We start from the raw sequence: 16,582 nt of genomic DNA, 5'->3' as shown, positions 1-16,582 counted from the left end.
TTCATTGCGACGTTTGCTGTCCCCCAGTTGGGCAACATGGGATTCGACTGTTGCCCTGCAGCGCTAGGCGCGTACCGGCGTCGAAAGTTCTGCCAGTTCCACCATGTCCGGGCGGCTGACTGTGCTCCGGATGGCTACCGCCTGTCCTGTCTTGGCGGATTCCAGCACGGACTCCATGACCTCAAGGGCGTGGAAAGCGAGTTGGCCGCCGGCGCGGGGTTCTTGTCCCGCCGGAGTGGCTGACAAATCGGCGATGCCAAAGCCGCGGCCGGCGTCAACGTAACCCGCGGATACAGGCAGCGTTTTCCACTCCTCGGCTCCCAACTCGAACAGCTGCACATCGCCGTCGAAGTGGTTGGGATCCGGAACAATGAGCGAACCCTTCTCCCCATGGATTTCGATGTTGGGGCTCTTGGTCTTGACGGCGTCGAAGCTCATGAACAGCGTAGACAGCGCGCCGGAAGCATGGACGAGGACACCCGTGACGTGGGAATCGATCTCCACCGGTACTTTTTGCCCTTGGCGGGGACCCGAACCGATGGTGCGTTCGCTGCGGGTGTGGCTGGCCGCGCCCACCACCGACACTACGGGGCCCAGCAAGGTGACCAGTGCGGACACGTAGTAGGGGCCCATATCCAGCAGCGGTCCGCCGCCGGGCTGGTAATAGAAATCGGGATTCGGATGCCAGCGCTCATGGCCCGGGGTAGCCATAGTGGCTGTCGCTGAAACGGGAGCGCCAATCAGGCCGTCGTCGATCGCTTTTCGTGCGGTCTGGATACCGGTGCCGAGGACAGTATCCGGAGCGCACCCCACAATCACTCCCGCCGTTTTGGCCGCTTCAAGTACTTGCCGGGCCTCGGCTGTAGTCGCCGCCAACGGCTTCTCGCCATAAACGGACTTGCCCGCCGCGATGGCCTTGAGCGCGATCTCAGCATGCGCTGCCGGGATGGTCAGGTTGAGGACAAGCTCAACGTCGTCCGCCTTAAGCAGCTCATCCACGGACAATGCACGGACGCCGTCGTAGGAGTCGGCAACAGCCTGGGCGCGGGCGGGATCGAGGTCCGCGACGGCCACGAGGTTGATGGAATCCAACCGGCGGAAGTTTGCCAGGTATTGGGCGATGATGGCGCCGCAGCCAATGATTCCTACATTCAGCGGGATGCCCACAGCATGCCCCTTTCGATGATGGTGCGGACGTTGCTGTCCTGGAGGATTTCCACGCGGTGGCCGGGAGTGGAGACGAAGATTCTTCCCTTGCCCCATTGCCTGGTCCAAATGGCGGGGGAAGTGACCTCACGGTTCCACGGGTCCCATTCGCGGACTTTTTGCGTAGTGGTCGCCAGGACGTCGATGTAGTCATCGGCCAGAACCCAATACTGCTCGGTGACGAGGTCAAAGTCTCCGATTCCCTGCGTAATGGGATGCTCTGCTGCGGTCGGGAGCATATTCACCGTGTAGGGAACGTAGTTATCCGACTGTTCGCCGATCCGTTCGTCCTCATGCTTGCCCGGGTGGCAGGCGAACTGGCCCCCGATCAAGTGCAGGTAGTCCGAAGTGTCGCGGTAGGAATCCGCGATCCCGCCGTGCCATCCGGCCAGCCCAGTCCCATTTTCGACGGCGGTGCGGAGCCCCTCAAACTCGTCCTTTTCGATGGTGGACATCGTCATGCACTGCACAATGAGGTCTACGCCTGCCATGTAGTCAGCGTCAGCGTAGATTTTGGGGGATTCCTCCACCCTGACCTCATAGCCGTTCGCTTTGAGGAACGGGAGGAACAGTTCGGTAGCTTCCACCGGCTGGTGTCCGTCCCACCCGCCTCGAACCACAAGTGCGGTCTTACTCTTGGTTGTCATGTTTTCCTTCATATCTGTAAACGTCCGGGTGAGTCTGTTGGCTGATCGAGAGCGGGTTCAGCGGGCGGCAAATGCGGCATCGAAAGCTGCAGCCGGGGGCCGGATGGCAGCCAGTCGGCGGACCATGTCCAACGCTTCCGGAGCGCCGATCAGCCGATCCATGCCTGCGTCTTCCCATTCGATGCTGGTGGGTCCGGCATACCCGATCGAGTTGAGCATCCGGAAAATGGGTTCCCAGTTCACATCGCCATGGCCTGCGGTGACGAAGTCCCAGCCACGGCGGGGATCCGCCCACGGCAAGTGGGATCCAAGGCGCCCGTTGCGTCCATTGAGTTGGCGAACGGATTCCTTCACATGGACATGGAAGATTTTGTCCGCGAAGTCCTGCAGGAACATCACAGGGTCAAGGTCCTGCCAGATGAAGTGGGAGGGGTCAAAGTTCAGGCCAAAACTGTCCCTGTGCCCGATCGCTTCCAGGGTGCGTTTTGCGGTCCAGTAGTCGTACGCGATCTCCGAAGGATGGACTTCCAAGGCAAAACGGACTCCTACCTCGTCAAAGACATCCAGAATGGGGTTCCAACGGTCTGCAAAGTCCTGGTAGCCCCGCTCGATCATGCCTTCTGAAGCCGTGCGGGAACATCGCAACGCACTTCCAGATGGACGAGCCCGTGAACCCCGTGACGGTCTTGACGCCAAGCCTTGCTGCCGCACGTGCCGTGGTCTTCATCGCTTCGGCAGCACGCTGACGGACGCCCTCCGGTTCGCCGTCACCCCAGACGTCGGGTGCCAGGATGTCCCGGTGACGTTCATCGATGGGGTCATCGCACACTGCCTGTCCGGTGAGGTGGTTGGCGATCGCATGGACCGAGAGATGGTGCTTCTCCAGGATGTCCAGCCTGCTTTGAAGATACGAGTCGTCCTCGACGATGCGCCGGGGATCCAAATGATCGCCCCAGCAGGCAATCTCCAGGCCGTCGAAGCCCCACTCGCCAGCCAGGCGCGCTACTTCCTCAAACGGCAGATCGGCCCACTGGCCGGTAAAGGGTGATGGGTCGGGTCATGATGATTCCTCTCAGACGTTCTGCCAGCGGCTCGCGTTGCCCGCGCTCGCCTCAACGGCGGCCAGCACCTTTTGGACCTGCAAGGCATCAGAGAACGACGGCGAGGGCTGCTCCCCGGCGCCGATGGCATTCACCAGGTCCACCACCTGATGGGTGAAGCCGTGCTCGTAACCAAGGCCGTGACCGGTGGGCCACCAATTGCCCGTGTACGGATGGGACGGCTCGGTGACAATGATCTTGCGGAATCCGGCGTCAGGTTCCAGCGCCGAATCGTAGACCTGAAGCGAGTTCATGTCCTCGAAGTCGAAGGCCAGCGAGCCCTTGGTCCCGTTGAGCTCCAGGCGCATGGCGTTCTTGCGGCCCAGCGCAAAACGAGTGGCTTCGAAGATGCCGATGGTGGCGGCAGCATCGGCGTCGTGCTTTCCGCTAAACCGGGCGGTGAACAGCGCGGCGTCGTCCACGGTGACGGGGCCCTTGGGAGCGTCCGAACCGCCGCGGCCGCCGAGTCCCACGTAGTCTCCACCTACTGGCCGTTCCTTCACGAAGGTTTCCAGCAGCGCCGAGACGCCGGTGATTGTGGAGCCCGTAATCCACTGCGCGGCGTCAATGCTGTGGGCGCCGATATCGCCCAAGGAACCGGAGCCGGACTTGGACTTGTCCAGGCGCCACGTGAGCGGCGCATCCGCGTCACTGAGCCAGTCCTGCAGGTATTGCGCCCGGACATGGCGGATGTTGCCCAGACGCCCTTCCTCCACCATCCGTTTGGCCAAAGCCAAAGCCGGAGTGCGGCGGTAACTGAAGCCGCACATGGACAGTACGCCGCGCTCGGCTGCCGCCTGTGCAACCACTGTCATTTTCTCCGCCTCTTCTACTGAATTGGCCAGTGGCTTTTCGCAGAGCACGTGTTTGCCCGCTTCCAAGGCCGCGATGGCGATCTCGGCGTGCGTGTTTCCGGGGGTGCAGATATCGATGAGGTCAATGTCATCGCGCTCGATCAGGCGGCGCCAGTCGGTTTCAACGGAATCCCAACCGTACTTGGTGGCAGCTGCACGCACGCCGTCCGGGTTGCGGCCGGCGACGGCAGTCAGTTCAGGTATCAGGGGGAGGTCGAAGAATCGCGGGGCTGTCCGCCAGGCATGCGAGTGGGCAGCGCCCATGAAGGCATAGCCCACCATGCCCACGCGGAGGCGTTTGGGTTCTGACATGTGAAGGTCCTTTCTACTTGCTGAAGCCTGCCGTAAGGCCGCTGACCAGCTGACGGCGTCCGAGGACGTAAATCACCAGGATTGGCAGGGTGCTCAGGACAACGGAGGCAAGCACGGCGGGGATGTTGACGCTGAACTCGCCCTGGAAAGTCCACAATCCCAACGGGAGGACGCGGAGTCCGGGGCTTTGGGTGAGTACCAGGGGCAGCAGGAATCCGTTCCAGACATGCAAGCCGTTGTAAATTGCCACGGTTACAATCGCCGGGCGGGTCAACGGCAGCGCCAACCTCCACATCGTTTGCCAATCACTGCAGCCATCCAGGCGCATTGACTCGAACAATTCGTTCGGCACATCGCGGATGAAGTTGGACAGGATCAGAACCGTCAACGGAATGGCGAACGCTATGGAGGGAAGCATGATGGCAAGGAGGCTGTCATACAGGTTCAGCCGGATGATCATCAGGTAGATCGGAATGATGGTTGCCTGGAGCGGAATCGCCAAGCCCATGAGGAACATGCCGTTAACAAACTTCAGGTATCGGCCGCGACCACGAACGATCGCGAAGGCGGCCATGAAGGAGATCAACACCGTGGGGACCACGGAGCCAAGTGTGACCATCACGCTGTTCATGAAGTACGTGGTGAAGTTGGCCTCGAGAACCAGTTGGTAGTTCTCCAACGTAGGAGCCGCCGGGAGGGCCAACGGATTCTGCCCAAAGTACCCTTCGGACGTCTTCAAGCTGGTGATGACGATGTAGTAGATCGGCACAATGATGATGGCCAGCCATATCCAACCGCCAAGGCCGCCGGGAATGTTCAGCCGCCTGACCCGTGAACCAAGGCTCTGCTTGGCCTTGATGGAATGGCCCGTGGGAGTGGCTGGAGCGATTTTCGAATCGCTGTGAAGGACAGTGCTCACCTTACAAACCTTCCAATTGGCTGCCCTGCTTGTCCTTGCCTCCAAGGCGCTGGAGGAACAAGGCAAGGACAAGGCCGATGACGACGAGGATGACCGCGATGACACTTGCCGGGCCCATCAGGTTGGCCCGGAAGCCGCGCAAGTACATGTCAAGCGCCAGGATGCGGGTGGAATTACCCGGGCCGCCACCGGTCAGGACAAAGATGAGGTCGAAGTACGTCAGCGATCCGACCACCATCAGGGTGGACGACGTGATGATGGTGTATTTCAGCTGCGGAAGCGTGATGTGGAAGAACTGCTTAATGATTCCCGCACCATCGATCTGTGCTGCCTCATACAGGGACTTGGGGATTTGCCGGACACCACCTTGGTAGATGAGCGTATGGAAGGGCACGAACTGCCAGGCGATCACAAAGATGACCAGTCCCAATGCCAACTGTGGAACGCCCAGCCAGTCTTGGGCCAGGAAGGGCAAACCCAGCCCCATGGCCAGCCCAAAGTTAGGGTCCAACAATGCTTTGTACGCAATAGCAACTGCCGCGGAGGAGAGGAGAAGCGGCAAGAAGTACAACACCGCCAAGGCGGCCCTGTAACGCTGTGTGCCGGCGGTGAAGACTCCCAGGAGAAGGCTGATGGGAGTCTGAACCAGCCAGGAGACGATCATGATCAGGAAAGTCAGGCCCAGTGCGTTGTACAGTCCGGGGTCGCTGAGAACTGAGGACCAGTTCTCCAGGCCGGCTGCTCCGATGGCGCCGATGCCGTCCCAGTTGGCGAAGCTCAGAACCAGGACACCTACCAGTGGCGCAAGTGCGAACACCACGAAGAAGATCAAAGCCGGCACCGTCAGCCACGCAAGTGCAGATTCTTGCTGCCCGCTCTGCTCGATTTTCCGCGATGCAGTGGCAGCCCTTTGAGTGGTTGTTGAGCTCATTTGCCCAGGGTGGCATTCATGTTCTCGGCGAACTGCTGTGGCGTGATCGACTTGAGGAAGAGCTGGTCGATGTTGTTAAGCAGGGCCTCGGCCGCAGTCGGGCTCAGGGCTTGATCCCATGACTGCTGGAAGTTCGGGGCATTCTTGGCAAGGTCGTAGACGAAGTTCAGGAAGTCCTTGTCCGGGGACGTTGCGAGCTTGTCTTCAATTCCGTTGACGATCGGGACCGAACCGGAGTTGATATAGGCGTCGATGACCGTATCCGTCATGATGCCGTCCTTGAAGAACTTCTTGGCCGTTTCCTTTTCCTTGTCGGTGGCCTTGGCCGAAATCGACATGTACTGGGCGGGGTTGCCTACGCCATTCTTCGGATCTCCCTTGCCTCCCGGGATCGTCGGGAAGGTGACGAAGCCCAGTTTTCCGTCCTGGACGAAGTTCTGGCCTTCCTTCTTCATGGGTCCGTACGTCCAGGAGCCTTGAAGCAACATTGCTGCTTTGCCCGTGAACAGCAGCGCCTGATCCGCTTTCGAATCCGCCGTGATGGAGGAGAAGCCCTTGATGAAGCCATCGGCGGACACCAGTTCCTGGATCTTGGTACCTGTTTCGATCACGGCCGGATCCATCCAGGCATTGGGTTTGCCTTCGAAAATCGAAGTGAACACCTCGGCCCCTCCGATGCGGTCCAGCAGGTATTCCAGCCACATCATGGATGTCCAGCGGGATTGACCGCCCAGGGAGAACGGGGCTACGCCCATGTCGTTGAAGGTCTTTACCAGCGACATGACGTCGTCCCAGGTCTTGGGTGGCTGCACCCCGGCCTTTTCAAAGAGCTCTTTGTTGTAGAACAGGACAACAGGGGCCACGTACTGGTTGGGGAGGGCGTAGATCTTGCCGTTGACGGTGGCTGCACCGAAGGAAGCGGGGAAGAACTTGTTTTTCAGATCCGGGTTGGCCTCGAACCAGCTGGTCAGGTCCTCCACCTGCTTGGCCTCGGCGTAGGTCTTCAACGTCCCGCCACCCCAGCCATAAACAATCGTGGGTGCCTGGCCGGCGCCGATCGCGGTTTTGATCTTCGTTTTGTAAGCATCGTTCTGGAAGTACGTCACAGCGATCTTGTTATCGGGATTCGATGAGCCAAAAGCATCGACGGCTTTCTGGATGGTGGTCTGGTTCGGCTCACCGGAGAGGAACCACATGCTGGCGCCTCCTCCGCTTGCGCTGCCCGGTCCGGACGTACCGCAGGCGCTGGTTGCCATGACTGCGAATGGCGTAACTGCCGCTAGAGCCAGAAAAGAACGCCGTGATGATTGGAACTGCTTCATTGCTTCTCCATGTGTAGTCGCCTCGTTGGGCACGTTGCGGTGCCCATCTCCCAAAAGGAGTGACCATTGCCCGAAAAATATCGAAATATTTCGCGAGTGCTGTTTAGGTCACGGTCTAAACTAAAGTGCAATTCATCACACGTCAAGGCTTACTTTGGCTCTGATTGGCCCGACGTTGCAGCTCTCTTGAGCTTTCCATCCGCTTCCCGCATACTCGAAGCAAGCCGAAATATTTCGAAAGCAGGGGGATTCATGGAACGCGAGCAGCGTCCGCTCAAGCTCACACTGGCTGCGGTAGCGAAAGAAGTGGGGGTTTCAGCACCCACGGTTTCCAAAGTGGTGAATGGCAGGGAGGACGTGGCCGAGGAAACCCGGGCGCGCGTGCTGGCGGCCTTGCAGCGAACCGGATACAAGTCGCCCCTGCAACGCAAGAGTCCTCCGCCTCAGCAGTCAGTTGAGGTGGTTTTCGACTCCCTGAACTCGGCCTACTCCGTGGAAGTCCTCAACGGTGTCATGGAGCACGCGGCGGTCTCGGACATGGAGGTCATCCTCTCGGTGACCAGCAGGCAAACAGCGTCGCCGTTGGGCCCCGAAGAGCGGGCCCAGCGCATCATCGACGAAGGCCGCAGCGGAATGATCGTGGTGACTTCCGCCTTTGGGTCCGCACAGTTGGAAGCTTTCCAACGCCGCCGGATCCCCATCGTGGTGGTGGACCCCCTCAACCCGCCGCCGGCAGACGTCTTCAGCGTGGGCGCCAGCAACTGGGCCGGAGGCAAGGCCGCAGCTACTCACCTACTGGGGTTGGGACACCGCAGGATCGCCTATATAGGCGGACCTGCCACGGCAGAATGCAGCCAGGCACGGCTCCACGGCTATATGGCGGCACTCATGGCAGAGGGCATCACCGTGGACGAGGACTACGTATCTTCCGGCGCATTCCGGCCCGAGAATGGTGTGAGGGGCATGAAGGCCCTGCTGGCACTTGCGGATCCGCCGACGGCAATATTCGCTGGAAGCGATAGCATCGCGCTGGGTGTCCTGGCAGAAGCGCGAAGGCAGAACATCCGGATTCCGGAGGACATGAGCCTCGTTGGTTTCGACGGCACACACCAGGCGGAAGAATCCGTTCCACCCCTGACGTCCGTGTCACAGCCACTACAGGAGATGGGCCGTTCGGCCCTGCGGTTCATCCTGCGCCAGGTCCACGGCGAGGACATCGACTCCCGCAGGGTGGAACTGGCCACACACTTGGTGGTCCGTGAGTCCACAGCGCCACCGCCCGCATCCAAGGCCAAGCCCGCGTCGAAGGCCAAGCCCGCGTCGAAGGCCAAGCCCGCGTCCGAGGCGAAATCAGACAACGCTAAAGGAGCCGCCGCCGTCGAGGTGTAAGCGAGACCGGCGGAATGGCGTCATACAGTAACACCCGCACCCAACGCTCACCCGTCTCACGGAACTCCGCACGGCTGGCGAAACGATAAAGATAGCTGCGCGCACGCACCCAACGGGGGCGTTCGCCGTCGAACGGGTCATGGCGAAGCAGCCCAAGAGTGGGCTTGTCTGCCTCCAACAGCTTCTCCAGGAAGGCGTAGAACCACCCCTCGTGGACGGTCCGCAGCGGCAGGAACCACATGAGCCAATCAAGCCTGAGGTGATACGGCGCCCACTGCCGCGGGAGGCGGCGCACGTCCCCGGGTTTACCTTTGAAGCCGTACTCCAGCCATTCCTCGTCAGCTGCATCCGGCTCTTCTGCCATGGTGCCTTCAACGACGATCTCGATCCGCTGCTTCGTCACCGTGCCGAACGCGCCATAGGCATTGACCAGGCGCCAGCGATTGAAGCTCGCATTCATGAGTTGCTGGCGCGAGAAGAGGTTCAAAAGGGGGCGATAACTAAGGACCAGCAACAGGACCGTCACGGCAAGTACGACGACGAGCCACCACACCGGAGTTTCGGCACCTGTGTGCCACTGGAGCGGGATGACGGGAAGAACCGCATGCGCCACCGGATCACTCACGGCAGCGAAGGCGAGAACGATTGCCATCCAGTTCAGCCAGGCAAAATTACCGCTGCCCACCAACCAAAGCTGCGTCACGATGATGATTCCTGCCGCGATACTGGCCAGCGGTTGGGGCGCGAACAGGAAGAACGGAACCACCAACTGCGCGAAGTGGTTTCCCACCACTTCCACTTTGTGCAATGGGCGGGGGAGGAGATGGGCCTGCCTGCTCAGCGGTCCGGGCATCGGCTGCGTCTCGTGGTGATAGAACATCGCCGTGAGGTCGCGCCACTCACGGCCGCCCCTGATTTTGATCATTCCCGCGCCGAACTCAAGCCGGAACACCAGCCACGCAATCAGGATCAGGATGGTGGTGGGTGGCGGAACCTGGTCCGAGCCAAGGAAAGCTACGGTGAAACCGGCCTCCAGCAACAGGATCTCCCAGCCAAAGCCGTAGAACGTCTGGCCCACATTCACGATCGACATGTACAGGAACCAGAGGGTGAGGAACGCCAGCATCGGCAGCCACGGTGGTCCCAGCTGCGGCAAGCCCAACACCAGCAAGGCGGACACGGCAATTCCCACCCAACAGACTGCCCGCAGCAGGGCATCGGAGTACCGCCACTGGAAGAGAGTGGGCCGAGCCAGGCGGCGGGCCATCTCAAGGAACGAAGGTACGGGAAGCAGGCCGTGCTCGCCAAGGAGTGCCGGAAACTGGTTCATGGTGGAGAGGAACGCAACCAGATAAAGGGCGGCAGTACCGCGTTGCAATACCTGCCGCGCGAATTCGTAGTCCCGCGCGTCAAACCAGTCCTGCGCGTCAAACCAGGCCAGCCACTCCACAATTCCACGTTACGCGCGGGAAAGAAGTGGTCAAGCGGGGTTTTCCACTTACCTGGGTGCTACGTTCGCACCCTTCTGCGGCTGCTGGGATACTTAAGCAATCGCAGCCGCGCAAGATCGTCATCCTCGGGTCCACCGGTTCCATCGGCACACAGGCGATTGACGTCGTCGACGGCGCCCCGCACCTTTTCGAAGTGGTGGCACTGAGCGCCGGCGGCGGGAACCTGGAACTGCTTGCCCACCAAGCTGTGCATACGCGGGCGCAGGCCGTTGGCATTGCCCACGGCGATCCGGAAGCATTGCAGAACCTGATTGACGCCGCGGCGGCCCGAAGCGGCTTGCGCAACTTCGCCCCGCAGATTTTCGTTGGACCGGACGCGTCCACCCGCATTGCCGAAGTGGAATGCGACGTCGTTCTCAACGGCATCACCGGCTCCATTGGCCTGGCGCCAACCCTGGCCGCGCTGGCATCCGGCGCCACCTTGGCGCTCGCTAATAAAGAGTCGCTGATTGTCGGTGGTGCCCTGGTGAAAGCAGCTGCCCGCCCCGGCCAGATTGTGCCTGTCGATTCCGAACATTCGGCCATCGCCCAGTGCCTGCGTTCAGGTACTGAGCAGGAGGTGGAGAAGTTGATTCTCACGGCGTCCGGCGGACCTTTCCGGGGCCGCAGCCGTGAGCAGCTTCACGATGTCACGCCGGCCGAGGCCCTGGCGCATCCCACCTGGGATATGGGCCTCATGGTCACCACCAACTCGGCGAGCCTCGTTAACAAGGGCCTTGAAGTGATCGAGGCACATCTGCTGTTCGACGTACCCCTGGACAGGATCGAGGTCGTGGTCCATCCACAGTCGGTGGTCCACTCGATGGTCCAGTTTGTGGATGGGTCCATCATTGCCCAGGCGTCGCCGCCTGACATGCGGCTTCCCATCGCCTTAGGGCTGGGCTGGCCCGGAAGGGTTCCAAGGGCTGCCCAGCCATGCGACTGGACCCAAGCCACAAGTTGGACATTCGAACCACTGGACTCGGTTGCGTTTCCGGCCGTGGAGCTCGCCAAGGAGGCCGCGAAGCAGGGCAGCACTTACCCTGCCGTCTTCAACGCGGCCAACGAGGAAGCTGTGGAGGCTTTCCACGCGGGTCGTATCCGCTTCACGGACATTGTGGACACGGTGGAGTCCGTCCTCAGCGAACAGTTCAGGTTCTTCGGAGCTTACGGTGGAGTCCGTGCTGGATGCTGAGAGTTGGGCACGCACGCGCACCCATGATCGTTTCAGCCAACAGCGCCGTATAGCTCAGAAACCCACAGAGAAACCCCTATGGAAGCAGTCCCGTCAGCATGAGTCCCGTCCTTCTGTTCATCCTCGGAGTCGTCTTCGTCGCCCTTGGCGTCGCGGTATCCATCGCTTTGCACGAGGTTGGCCATCTGGTCCCCGCGAAGCTCTTTAAGGTGCGCGTGACCAAGTACATGATTGGCTTCGGGCCAACCTTGTGGTCCAGGAAGAAGGGTGAAACGGAGTACGGCTTCAAGGCCCTTCCGTTGGGTGGCTACGTGGCCATGATCGGCATGTACCCGCCCAACAAAGAAGATGGCGGGGTACGTCCCTCCAGCACGGGCATGTTCCAGACACTTGCCAGCGAGGCCCGTTCCGTTGCGCATGAAGAAGTAGGCCCCGGGGACGAAGGCAGGGTCTTTTACAAGCTGCCGGTCTGGAAGAAGATCATCATCATGCTCGGCGGCCCGGCCATGAACATGCTGATCGGTTTGGTTCTCCTTGCCATCCTGCTCATGGGTTTTGGCGTTGCCACGGCCACCACCACCATCGCGGACGTTTCAAAGTGCCAGGTGGCTGCGGGGAAAACGGTGGATCCTGATTCGGCGGACTGCAAGCCAACACCTGCGGCGGCCGCCGGCCTGCAGCCGAACGACACCGTCAAGACTTTCGACGGCAAAGCCGTCACCAGCTGGGATGAACTCACCGGCTGGATCCGGGCCTCGGCGGGCAGGGAGGTACCCATCACAGTAGAACGCAACGGCTCGGAAGTTTCCACCACCGTTACTCCGGTCTTGTCCTCGCGGCCGGTTGTGGGTGCCGATGGACGCCAGGAGCAGGACGCCAACGGCGTGCTGAAGTACCAGGAGGTTGGCTTCCTGGGAATCGGCGCGCAGAGCGCCTTGGTTCCCCAGCCGGCGTCGTCGGTTCTTCCCATGGCGGGGGAGAATATCAAGCAGATTTCCGGAGTAATCCTTAACCTGCCTGCCCGTGTGGTTGGTGTGGCGAAGGCCGCTTTCAGCGAGGAACCCCGCGATCCGAACGGGCCCATCAGTGTGGTGGGCGTCGGTCGGGTGGCCGGCGAAGTTGCTGCGATGGAAGAGGTACCGCTCCAAGCACGCATCGGAACCTTGGTAGGGCTGCTTGCCGGCCTGAACTTCGCGCTGGCCATCTTCAACCTTGTACCCCTGCTGCCTCTCGATGGCGGCCACGTGGCAGGTGCGCTGTATGAGGGGGCGCGGCGCCAAGTGGCCAGGCTGAGGGGAAAGCCGGATCCAGGTGCTTTCGATATCGCAAAGCTGCTTCCCGCCACATATGTGGTGGCAGCGCTGCTGATGGCCATGGGCGCGCTGCTGATCTACGCGGACATCGTCAAGCCCGTCAATATCTTTGGCTGAAATCCTCATGCCTCGGACAGCAGGGTCTGTTGGTGAGCTGGAATGGATGGCGGATCATCGCCACGCGGCGGGATAGGCTAGCTTCATGACTGTTTTCGCTGTTGAGTATGTATACGTCGCCGAGTCCGGCGCCCTCCGCGACGAAGCCCGCGCGGCGCACCGTGCCTGGCTGGGCGATCTCGCAGAGGATGGCACGCTGCTTGCGAGCGGACCCTACGGTGATGGTGCCGGCGCACTGCTCATCTTCAAGTCAGCAGATGAAGCCGAACTCAATGACCTCCTGAAGCAGGATCCGTTCGCTGAAGCCGGAGTGATAGCCGGCATCCGCACCACGGAATGGGACCCCATCATCGGCGTCCTGGCTGCCCACGCGTCCTAGCTCCGGCGTCCCCACCACAACGATCCACCCCAAACCCAAGGAGTCCACGTGACCTCGGTCAGCCTGGGAATGCCAGCCGCCCCACCCCCCGTCCTTGCCCCGCGACGTAAGACGCGGCAGATCAAGGTTGGGTCTGTTGGCGTTGGCTCCGATTCGCCCATCAGCGTGCAGTCCATGACTACCACGCCCACCACGGATATCAACGCCACGCTTCAACAGATCGCTGAACTGACGGCCTCCGGCTGCGACATCGTCCGCGTTGCGTGCCCGTCGGCAGACGACGCCGAGGCATTGCCGATCATTGCCCGCAAATCCCAGATCCCCGTGATCGCCGATATCCACTTCCAGCCGAAGTACGTTTTTGCGGCCATTGAAGCGGGATGCGCAGCGGTTCGTGTGAACCCAGGCAATATCCGGAAGTTCGATGACCAGGTCAAGGAAATCGCGGCAGCCGCGAAGGACCACGGCACATCCATCCGGATTGGCGTCAACGCTGGTTCCCTGGAGCCGGGCATCATGAAGAAGTACGGCAAGGCCACCCCCGAAGCGCTGGTGGAGTCCGCGGTCTGGGAGGCCTCGCTCTTCGAAGAGCACGGTTTCCACGACTTCAAGATCTCCGTGAAGCACAACGACCCCGTGATCATGGTTGCTGCCTACGAGATGCTCGCCGAAAAGGGCGACTGGCCCCTGCACCTTGGCGTGACCGAAGCCGGTCCGGCCTTCCAGGGAACCATCAAGTCCGCAACTGCCTTCGGGGCACTGCTGTCCCGCGGCATCGGTGACACTATCCGCGTTTCCCTCTCGGCGCCGCCCGTGGAGGAAATCAAGGTTGGCAACCAGATCCTGCAGTCGTTGAACCTGCGCCCCCGAAAGCTTGAAATTGTGTCCTGCCCGTCCTGTGGCCGCGCCCAGGTGGATGTGTACACGTTGGCTGAGCAGGTAACCGCCGGCCTTGAGGGGATGGAAATCCCCCTCCGCGTGGCCGTTATGGGCTGTGTAGTCAATGGTCCGGGTGAAGCCCGTGAAGCAGATCTCGGTGTGGCATCCGGAAACGGCAAGGGCCAGATTTTCGTGAAGGGCGAAGTCATCAAGACAGTGCCTGAAAGCGAAATTGTTGAGACACTGATCGAAGAGGCCATGCGTATCGCTGAAGAGATGGGGGAGGCCGATGGCGAAGATGCTGTCAAGGGTAGCCCCGTGGTTAGCGTCTCGTAACGAGACAGGCCTGGGGGTCAGGGTGCTCGGCAGTGCCGACACCTTGGCCCTTCGCGCGCTTGCGAGCGAAGATCCCGTTGCCAACGTCTTCATCCTTGCGCATCTGGACAGCGTAGGAACGGCAGCGCCCACCAGCGGCGGCGCCAGCGTCTTTGGCGTGTTCGACGACGACACCCTCCTTGGAGCCTGTTGGGCGGGGGCCAATCTGGTCCCGGTGCAACTCGACCCAGGGCTTACCGGATATGTAGCTACGGCGGCCCACCAATCCGGCAGGCGGTACGCCTCCATCTTCGGGCCGGCGGAAACAGTCCTCGCGCTCTACTCCCGCTTTGAGCAGTTGGGCCACTTCGCGCACGAAGTCCGCTCCAGGCAGCCCCTTTTGACCATTTCCGGCGGGCCGGCCATCGAAGCCAATCCGCTGCTGACCTTCGGCACTATGGCGGACTTCGAACGCATCCTGCCCGCCTGCGCCGCCATGTTCGAAGAAGAAGTTGGCTACTCGCCGTTCCTGGGCGGTCAGGACTTCTATAGCAGGCGCGTTGCCGGGCTTATCCGCCAAGGGCATTCCCTGGTCCACATCGACGCTGCCGGAAGCGTGGTTTTCAAGGCAGAGTTGGGTGCAGTTACCCAGGACGTCACGCAGGTCCAGGGCGTATGGATGAATCCGGAGATGCGTGGACACCACCAAAGCGCCGGTTACATGGCCGCCGTCGTAAATCTTTCACGTACCTTTGCGCCCGTAACGAGCCTGTACGTCAATGACTACAACGCTAAAGCGCGGGCCACCTACGAAAGAGTCGGCTTCGAGCAAGTGGGCACGTTCGCAACGGTCTTGTTCTAGCCCGGGGCGTCCAGGTTCCCGGTGAGATACCGCCGGATGGTGGGTGCCACCATGCTCACCACTTCCTCCTGATCAGCACTCGCCAGAGGTTCGAGCCGGATCACGTACCGGAGCAGCATCAGTCCCACCATTTGTGTCGCCACCAGGTTGCCACGCAGGCGGACTTCCTCAGCAGGACCTTGCACGCCCACCATGACCCGGGACAGGATGGTCCGGCTCACGGTCTCCCGCAGCAGTGCCGTTTTGGCTTTCGATCCGATGGTTCCCCGAACGAATGCCACCAGACCGGGCTGCGCCGGGCCCTCCCATAGCCGGACGACCGCACGGACAAGTGCTTCTGCCCTCGCCTCCGGTTCCAGGGTTTCAACGCCGGCCAGGACCTCTTCAGGATCGGCAGGCAACTCCACGCTGGAGGCGAACAATTCGTCTTTGCCTTTGAAGAAGTGATGCACCATGGCCGGGTCCACTGAGGCTTCCCTCGCCACTTGCCGAAGACTGGTGCCGTCGAACCCGTGCTCTGCGAACAACTTCCGGGCCGCCACCACAATGGCTTCGCGCGAATGGTCGCTCCCGCTTCGACGGCCACGGCGCAGGGGTTCCAGGCTCATGAGGTCTGCCGCCTCAGCGTCAATGAGGCCAGGACAAGGACTCCCACCACGATTCCGCCCATCACCATAGTGTCCTGCCACATGGTTTCAGTGGCATCGATGTTCCCTGCGATCTCCTGAAGGGCATCAACAGAAAACGTCAGGGGAAGAACTCCGGAGATGGCCTCGAGGACGTCGTTCATCTGCTCCCGGGCCACGAAGAGTCCGCAGAGCAGGATCTGTGGCACCACCACTACCGGCATGAACTGCACAGCCTGGAACTCGGTGCGTGCAAAGGCCGAACACAGCAGCCCCAGGGCCACGCCAAGGACAGCGTTGATGACCGCGATCAGCACGACGAACCCGGGACTGCCCTTGATGTCGAGATCGAAGATCCAGTATGCGACAGCCGTGGCAACCAGCGACTGCAGCGCGGCCATGATGGAGAAGGCAATGGCGTAGCCGAACAAGAGGTCCGCTTTATGGATGGGTGTAGTGAGGAGCCGCTCCAAGGTCCCGGAGGTTCGTTCCCGCAGCATGGTGATGGACGTGACCAGGAACATGACGACGAACGGGAAGATCGCCAACATCATCAGGCCGACGCGGTCGAAGGTGCGTGGAAAGCCCGGGGGCAGCGTTTCGTTCTCGAAAAGATAATAGACGGCGGTGAGCAGCAGCGCCGGAACCACCATAATGAGCGCCACACTGCGGTGATCGTGCCGCAATTGACCCAGGACCCGGGCGGTGGTGGCAAAGGTCATCCGA

14 protein-coding genes and 2 pseudogenes are annotated in these 16,582 nt (G+C 61.2%); 6 read left to right on the top strand and 10 right to left on the bottom strand.

From position 1 onward, the window contains the following. Positions 1-63: 63 nt before the first annotated feature. The 7 genes and pseudogenes from ACTAQJ_RS08780 to ACTAQJ_RS08750 form a co-directional block, all read right to left on the bottom strand. On the bottom strand, positions 64-1,167 hold the full coding sequence (locus ACTAQJ_RS08780; RefSeq protein ID WP_498701721.1) for a Gfo/Idh/MocA family protein: 1,104 nt from the start codon (positions 1,165-1,167) through the stop codon (positions 64-66). Beyond that, a complete protein-coding gene (locus ACTAQJ_RS08775; protein WP_431119417.1) occupies positions 1,152-1,853 on the bottom strand; it encodes a ThuA domain-containing protein in 702 nt (233 codons plus the stop codon). The genes ACTAQJ_RS08780 and ACTAQJ_RS08775 overlap by 16 nt, the downstream gene beginning before the upstream one ends. Positions 1,854-1,910: 57 nt before the next feature. Then, positions 1,911-2,914 (bottom strand): annotated as a pseudogene (locus ACTAQJ_RS08770) (sugar phosphate isomerase/epimerase family protein). 11 nt (positions 2,915-2,925) lie between these two features. Next, positions 2,926-4,119 carry a Gfo/Idh/MocA family protein gene (locus ACTAQJ_RS08765; RefSeq protein ID WP_498701720.1) on the bottom strand — a complete coding sequence of 398 codons (1,194 nt, stop codon included), beginning with the start codon at positions 4,117-4,119 and terminating at the stop codon, positions 2,926-2,928. 13 nt (positions 4,120-4,132) lie between these two features. Next, positions 4,133-5,038, bottom strand: coding sequence for a carbohydrate ABC transporter permease (locus tag ACTAQJ_RS08760; protein ID WP_498701719.1), 906 nt, complete (start codon positions 5,036-5,038; stop codon positions 4,133-4,135). Position 5,039: 1 nt separating this feature from the next. Further along, positions 5,040-5,969, bottom strand: coding sequence for a carbohydrate ABC transporter permease (locus ACTAQJ_RS08755; RefSeq protein WP_498701718.1), 930 nt, complete (start codon positions 5,967-5,969; stop codon positions 5,040-5,042). Next, complete coding sequence (locus tag ACTAQJ_RS08750) at positions 5,966-7,291, bottom strand: extracellular solute-binding protein (protein ID WP_477513626.1); 1,326 nt, start codon at positions 7,289-7,291, stop codon at positions 5,966-5,968. The genes ACTAQJ_RS08755 and ACTAQJ_RS08750 overlap by 4 nt, the downstream gene beginning before the upstream one ends. Before the next feature lie 252 nt (positions 7,292-7,543). Between ACTAQJ_RS08750 and ACTAQJ_RS08745 the strand changes: the two genes are divergently transcribed. Further along, on the top strand, positions 7,544-8,680 hold the full coding sequence (locus ACTAQJ_RS08745; RefSeq protein ID WP_498701716.1) for a LacI family DNA-binding transcriptional regulator: 1,137 nt from the start codon (positions 7,544-7,546) through the stop codon (positions 8,678-8,680). Here the strand turns inward: ACTAQJ_RS08745 and ACTAQJ_RS08740 are convergent. Next, on the bottom strand, positions 8,652-10,130 hold the full coding sequence (locus ACTAQJ_RS08740) for a lipase maturation factor family protein (protein WP_431119428.1): 1,479 nt from the start codon (positions 10,128-10,130) through the stop codon (positions 8,652-8,654). The genes ACTAQJ_RS08745 and ACTAQJ_RS08740 overlap by 29 nt on opposite strands. A gap of 89 nt (positions 10,131-10,219) precedes the next feature. Between ACTAQJ_RS08740 and dxr the strand changes: the two are divergent. The 5 genes and pseudogenes from dxr to ACTAQJ_RS08715 all read left to right on the top strand — a co-directional run. After that, positions 10,220-11,402 (top strand): annotated as a pseudogene (gene dxr / locus ACTAQJ_RS08735) (1-deoxy-D-xylulose-5-phosphate reductoisomerase); the annotation flags it as partial. A gap of 61 nt (positions 11,403-11,463) precedes the next feature. Next, positions 11,464-12,795, top strand: coding sequence for a M50 family metallopeptidase (locus ACTAQJ_RS08730; protein ID WP_431119431.1), 1,332 nt, complete (start codon positions 11,464-11,466; stop codon positions 12,793-12,795). A gap of 85 nt (positions 12,796-12,880) precedes the next feature. Next, complete coding sequence (locus tag ACTAQJ_RS08725; RefSeq protein ID WP_431119433.1) at positions 12,881-13,174, top strand: YciI family protein; 294 nt, start codon at positions 12,881-12,883, stop codon at positions 13,172-13,174. Between the two features lie 48 nt (positions 13,175-13,222). Further along, a complete protein-coding gene (gene ispG, locus ACTAQJ_RS08720; protein WP_216925300.1) occupies positions 13,223-14,389 on the top strand; it encodes a flavodoxin-dependent (E)-4-hydroxy-3-methylbut-2-enyl-diphosphate synthase in 1,167 nt (388 codons plus the stop codon). Then, a complete protein-coding gene (locus ACTAQJ_RS08715; RefSeq protein WP_431120174.1) occupies positions 14,352-15,230 on the top strand; it encodes a GNAT family N-acetyltransferase in 879 nt (292 codons plus the stop codon). Before ispG ends, ACTAQJ_RS08715 begins: the two co-directional genes overlap by 38 nt. Here the strand turns inward: ACTAQJ_RS08715 and ACTAQJ_RS08710 are convergent. Next, positions 15,227-15,838, bottom strand: a complete 612-nt coding sequence (locus ACTAQJ_RS08710) for a TetR/AcrR family transcriptional regulator (protein ID WP_498701715.1) — start codon at positions 15,836-15,838, stop codon at positions 15,227-15,229. The genes ACTAQJ_RS08715 and ACTAQJ_RS08710 overlap by 4 nt on opposite strands. Next, on the bottom strand, positions 15,835-16,578 hold the full coding sequence (locus tag ACTAQJ_RS08705) for an ABC transporter permease (protein ID WP_477513621.1): 744 nt from the start codon (positions 16,576-16,578) through the stop codon (positions 15,835-15,837). Before ACTAQJ_RS08705 ends, ACTAQJ_RS08710 begins: the two co-directional genes overlap by 4 nt. Between the last annotated feature and the right edge of the window lie 4 nt (positions 16,579-16,582).

Source organism: Arthrobacter sp. alpha11c (genome assembly GCF_054149985.1).
This window is presented reverse-complemented; position numbering and strand designations above follow the sequence as displayed.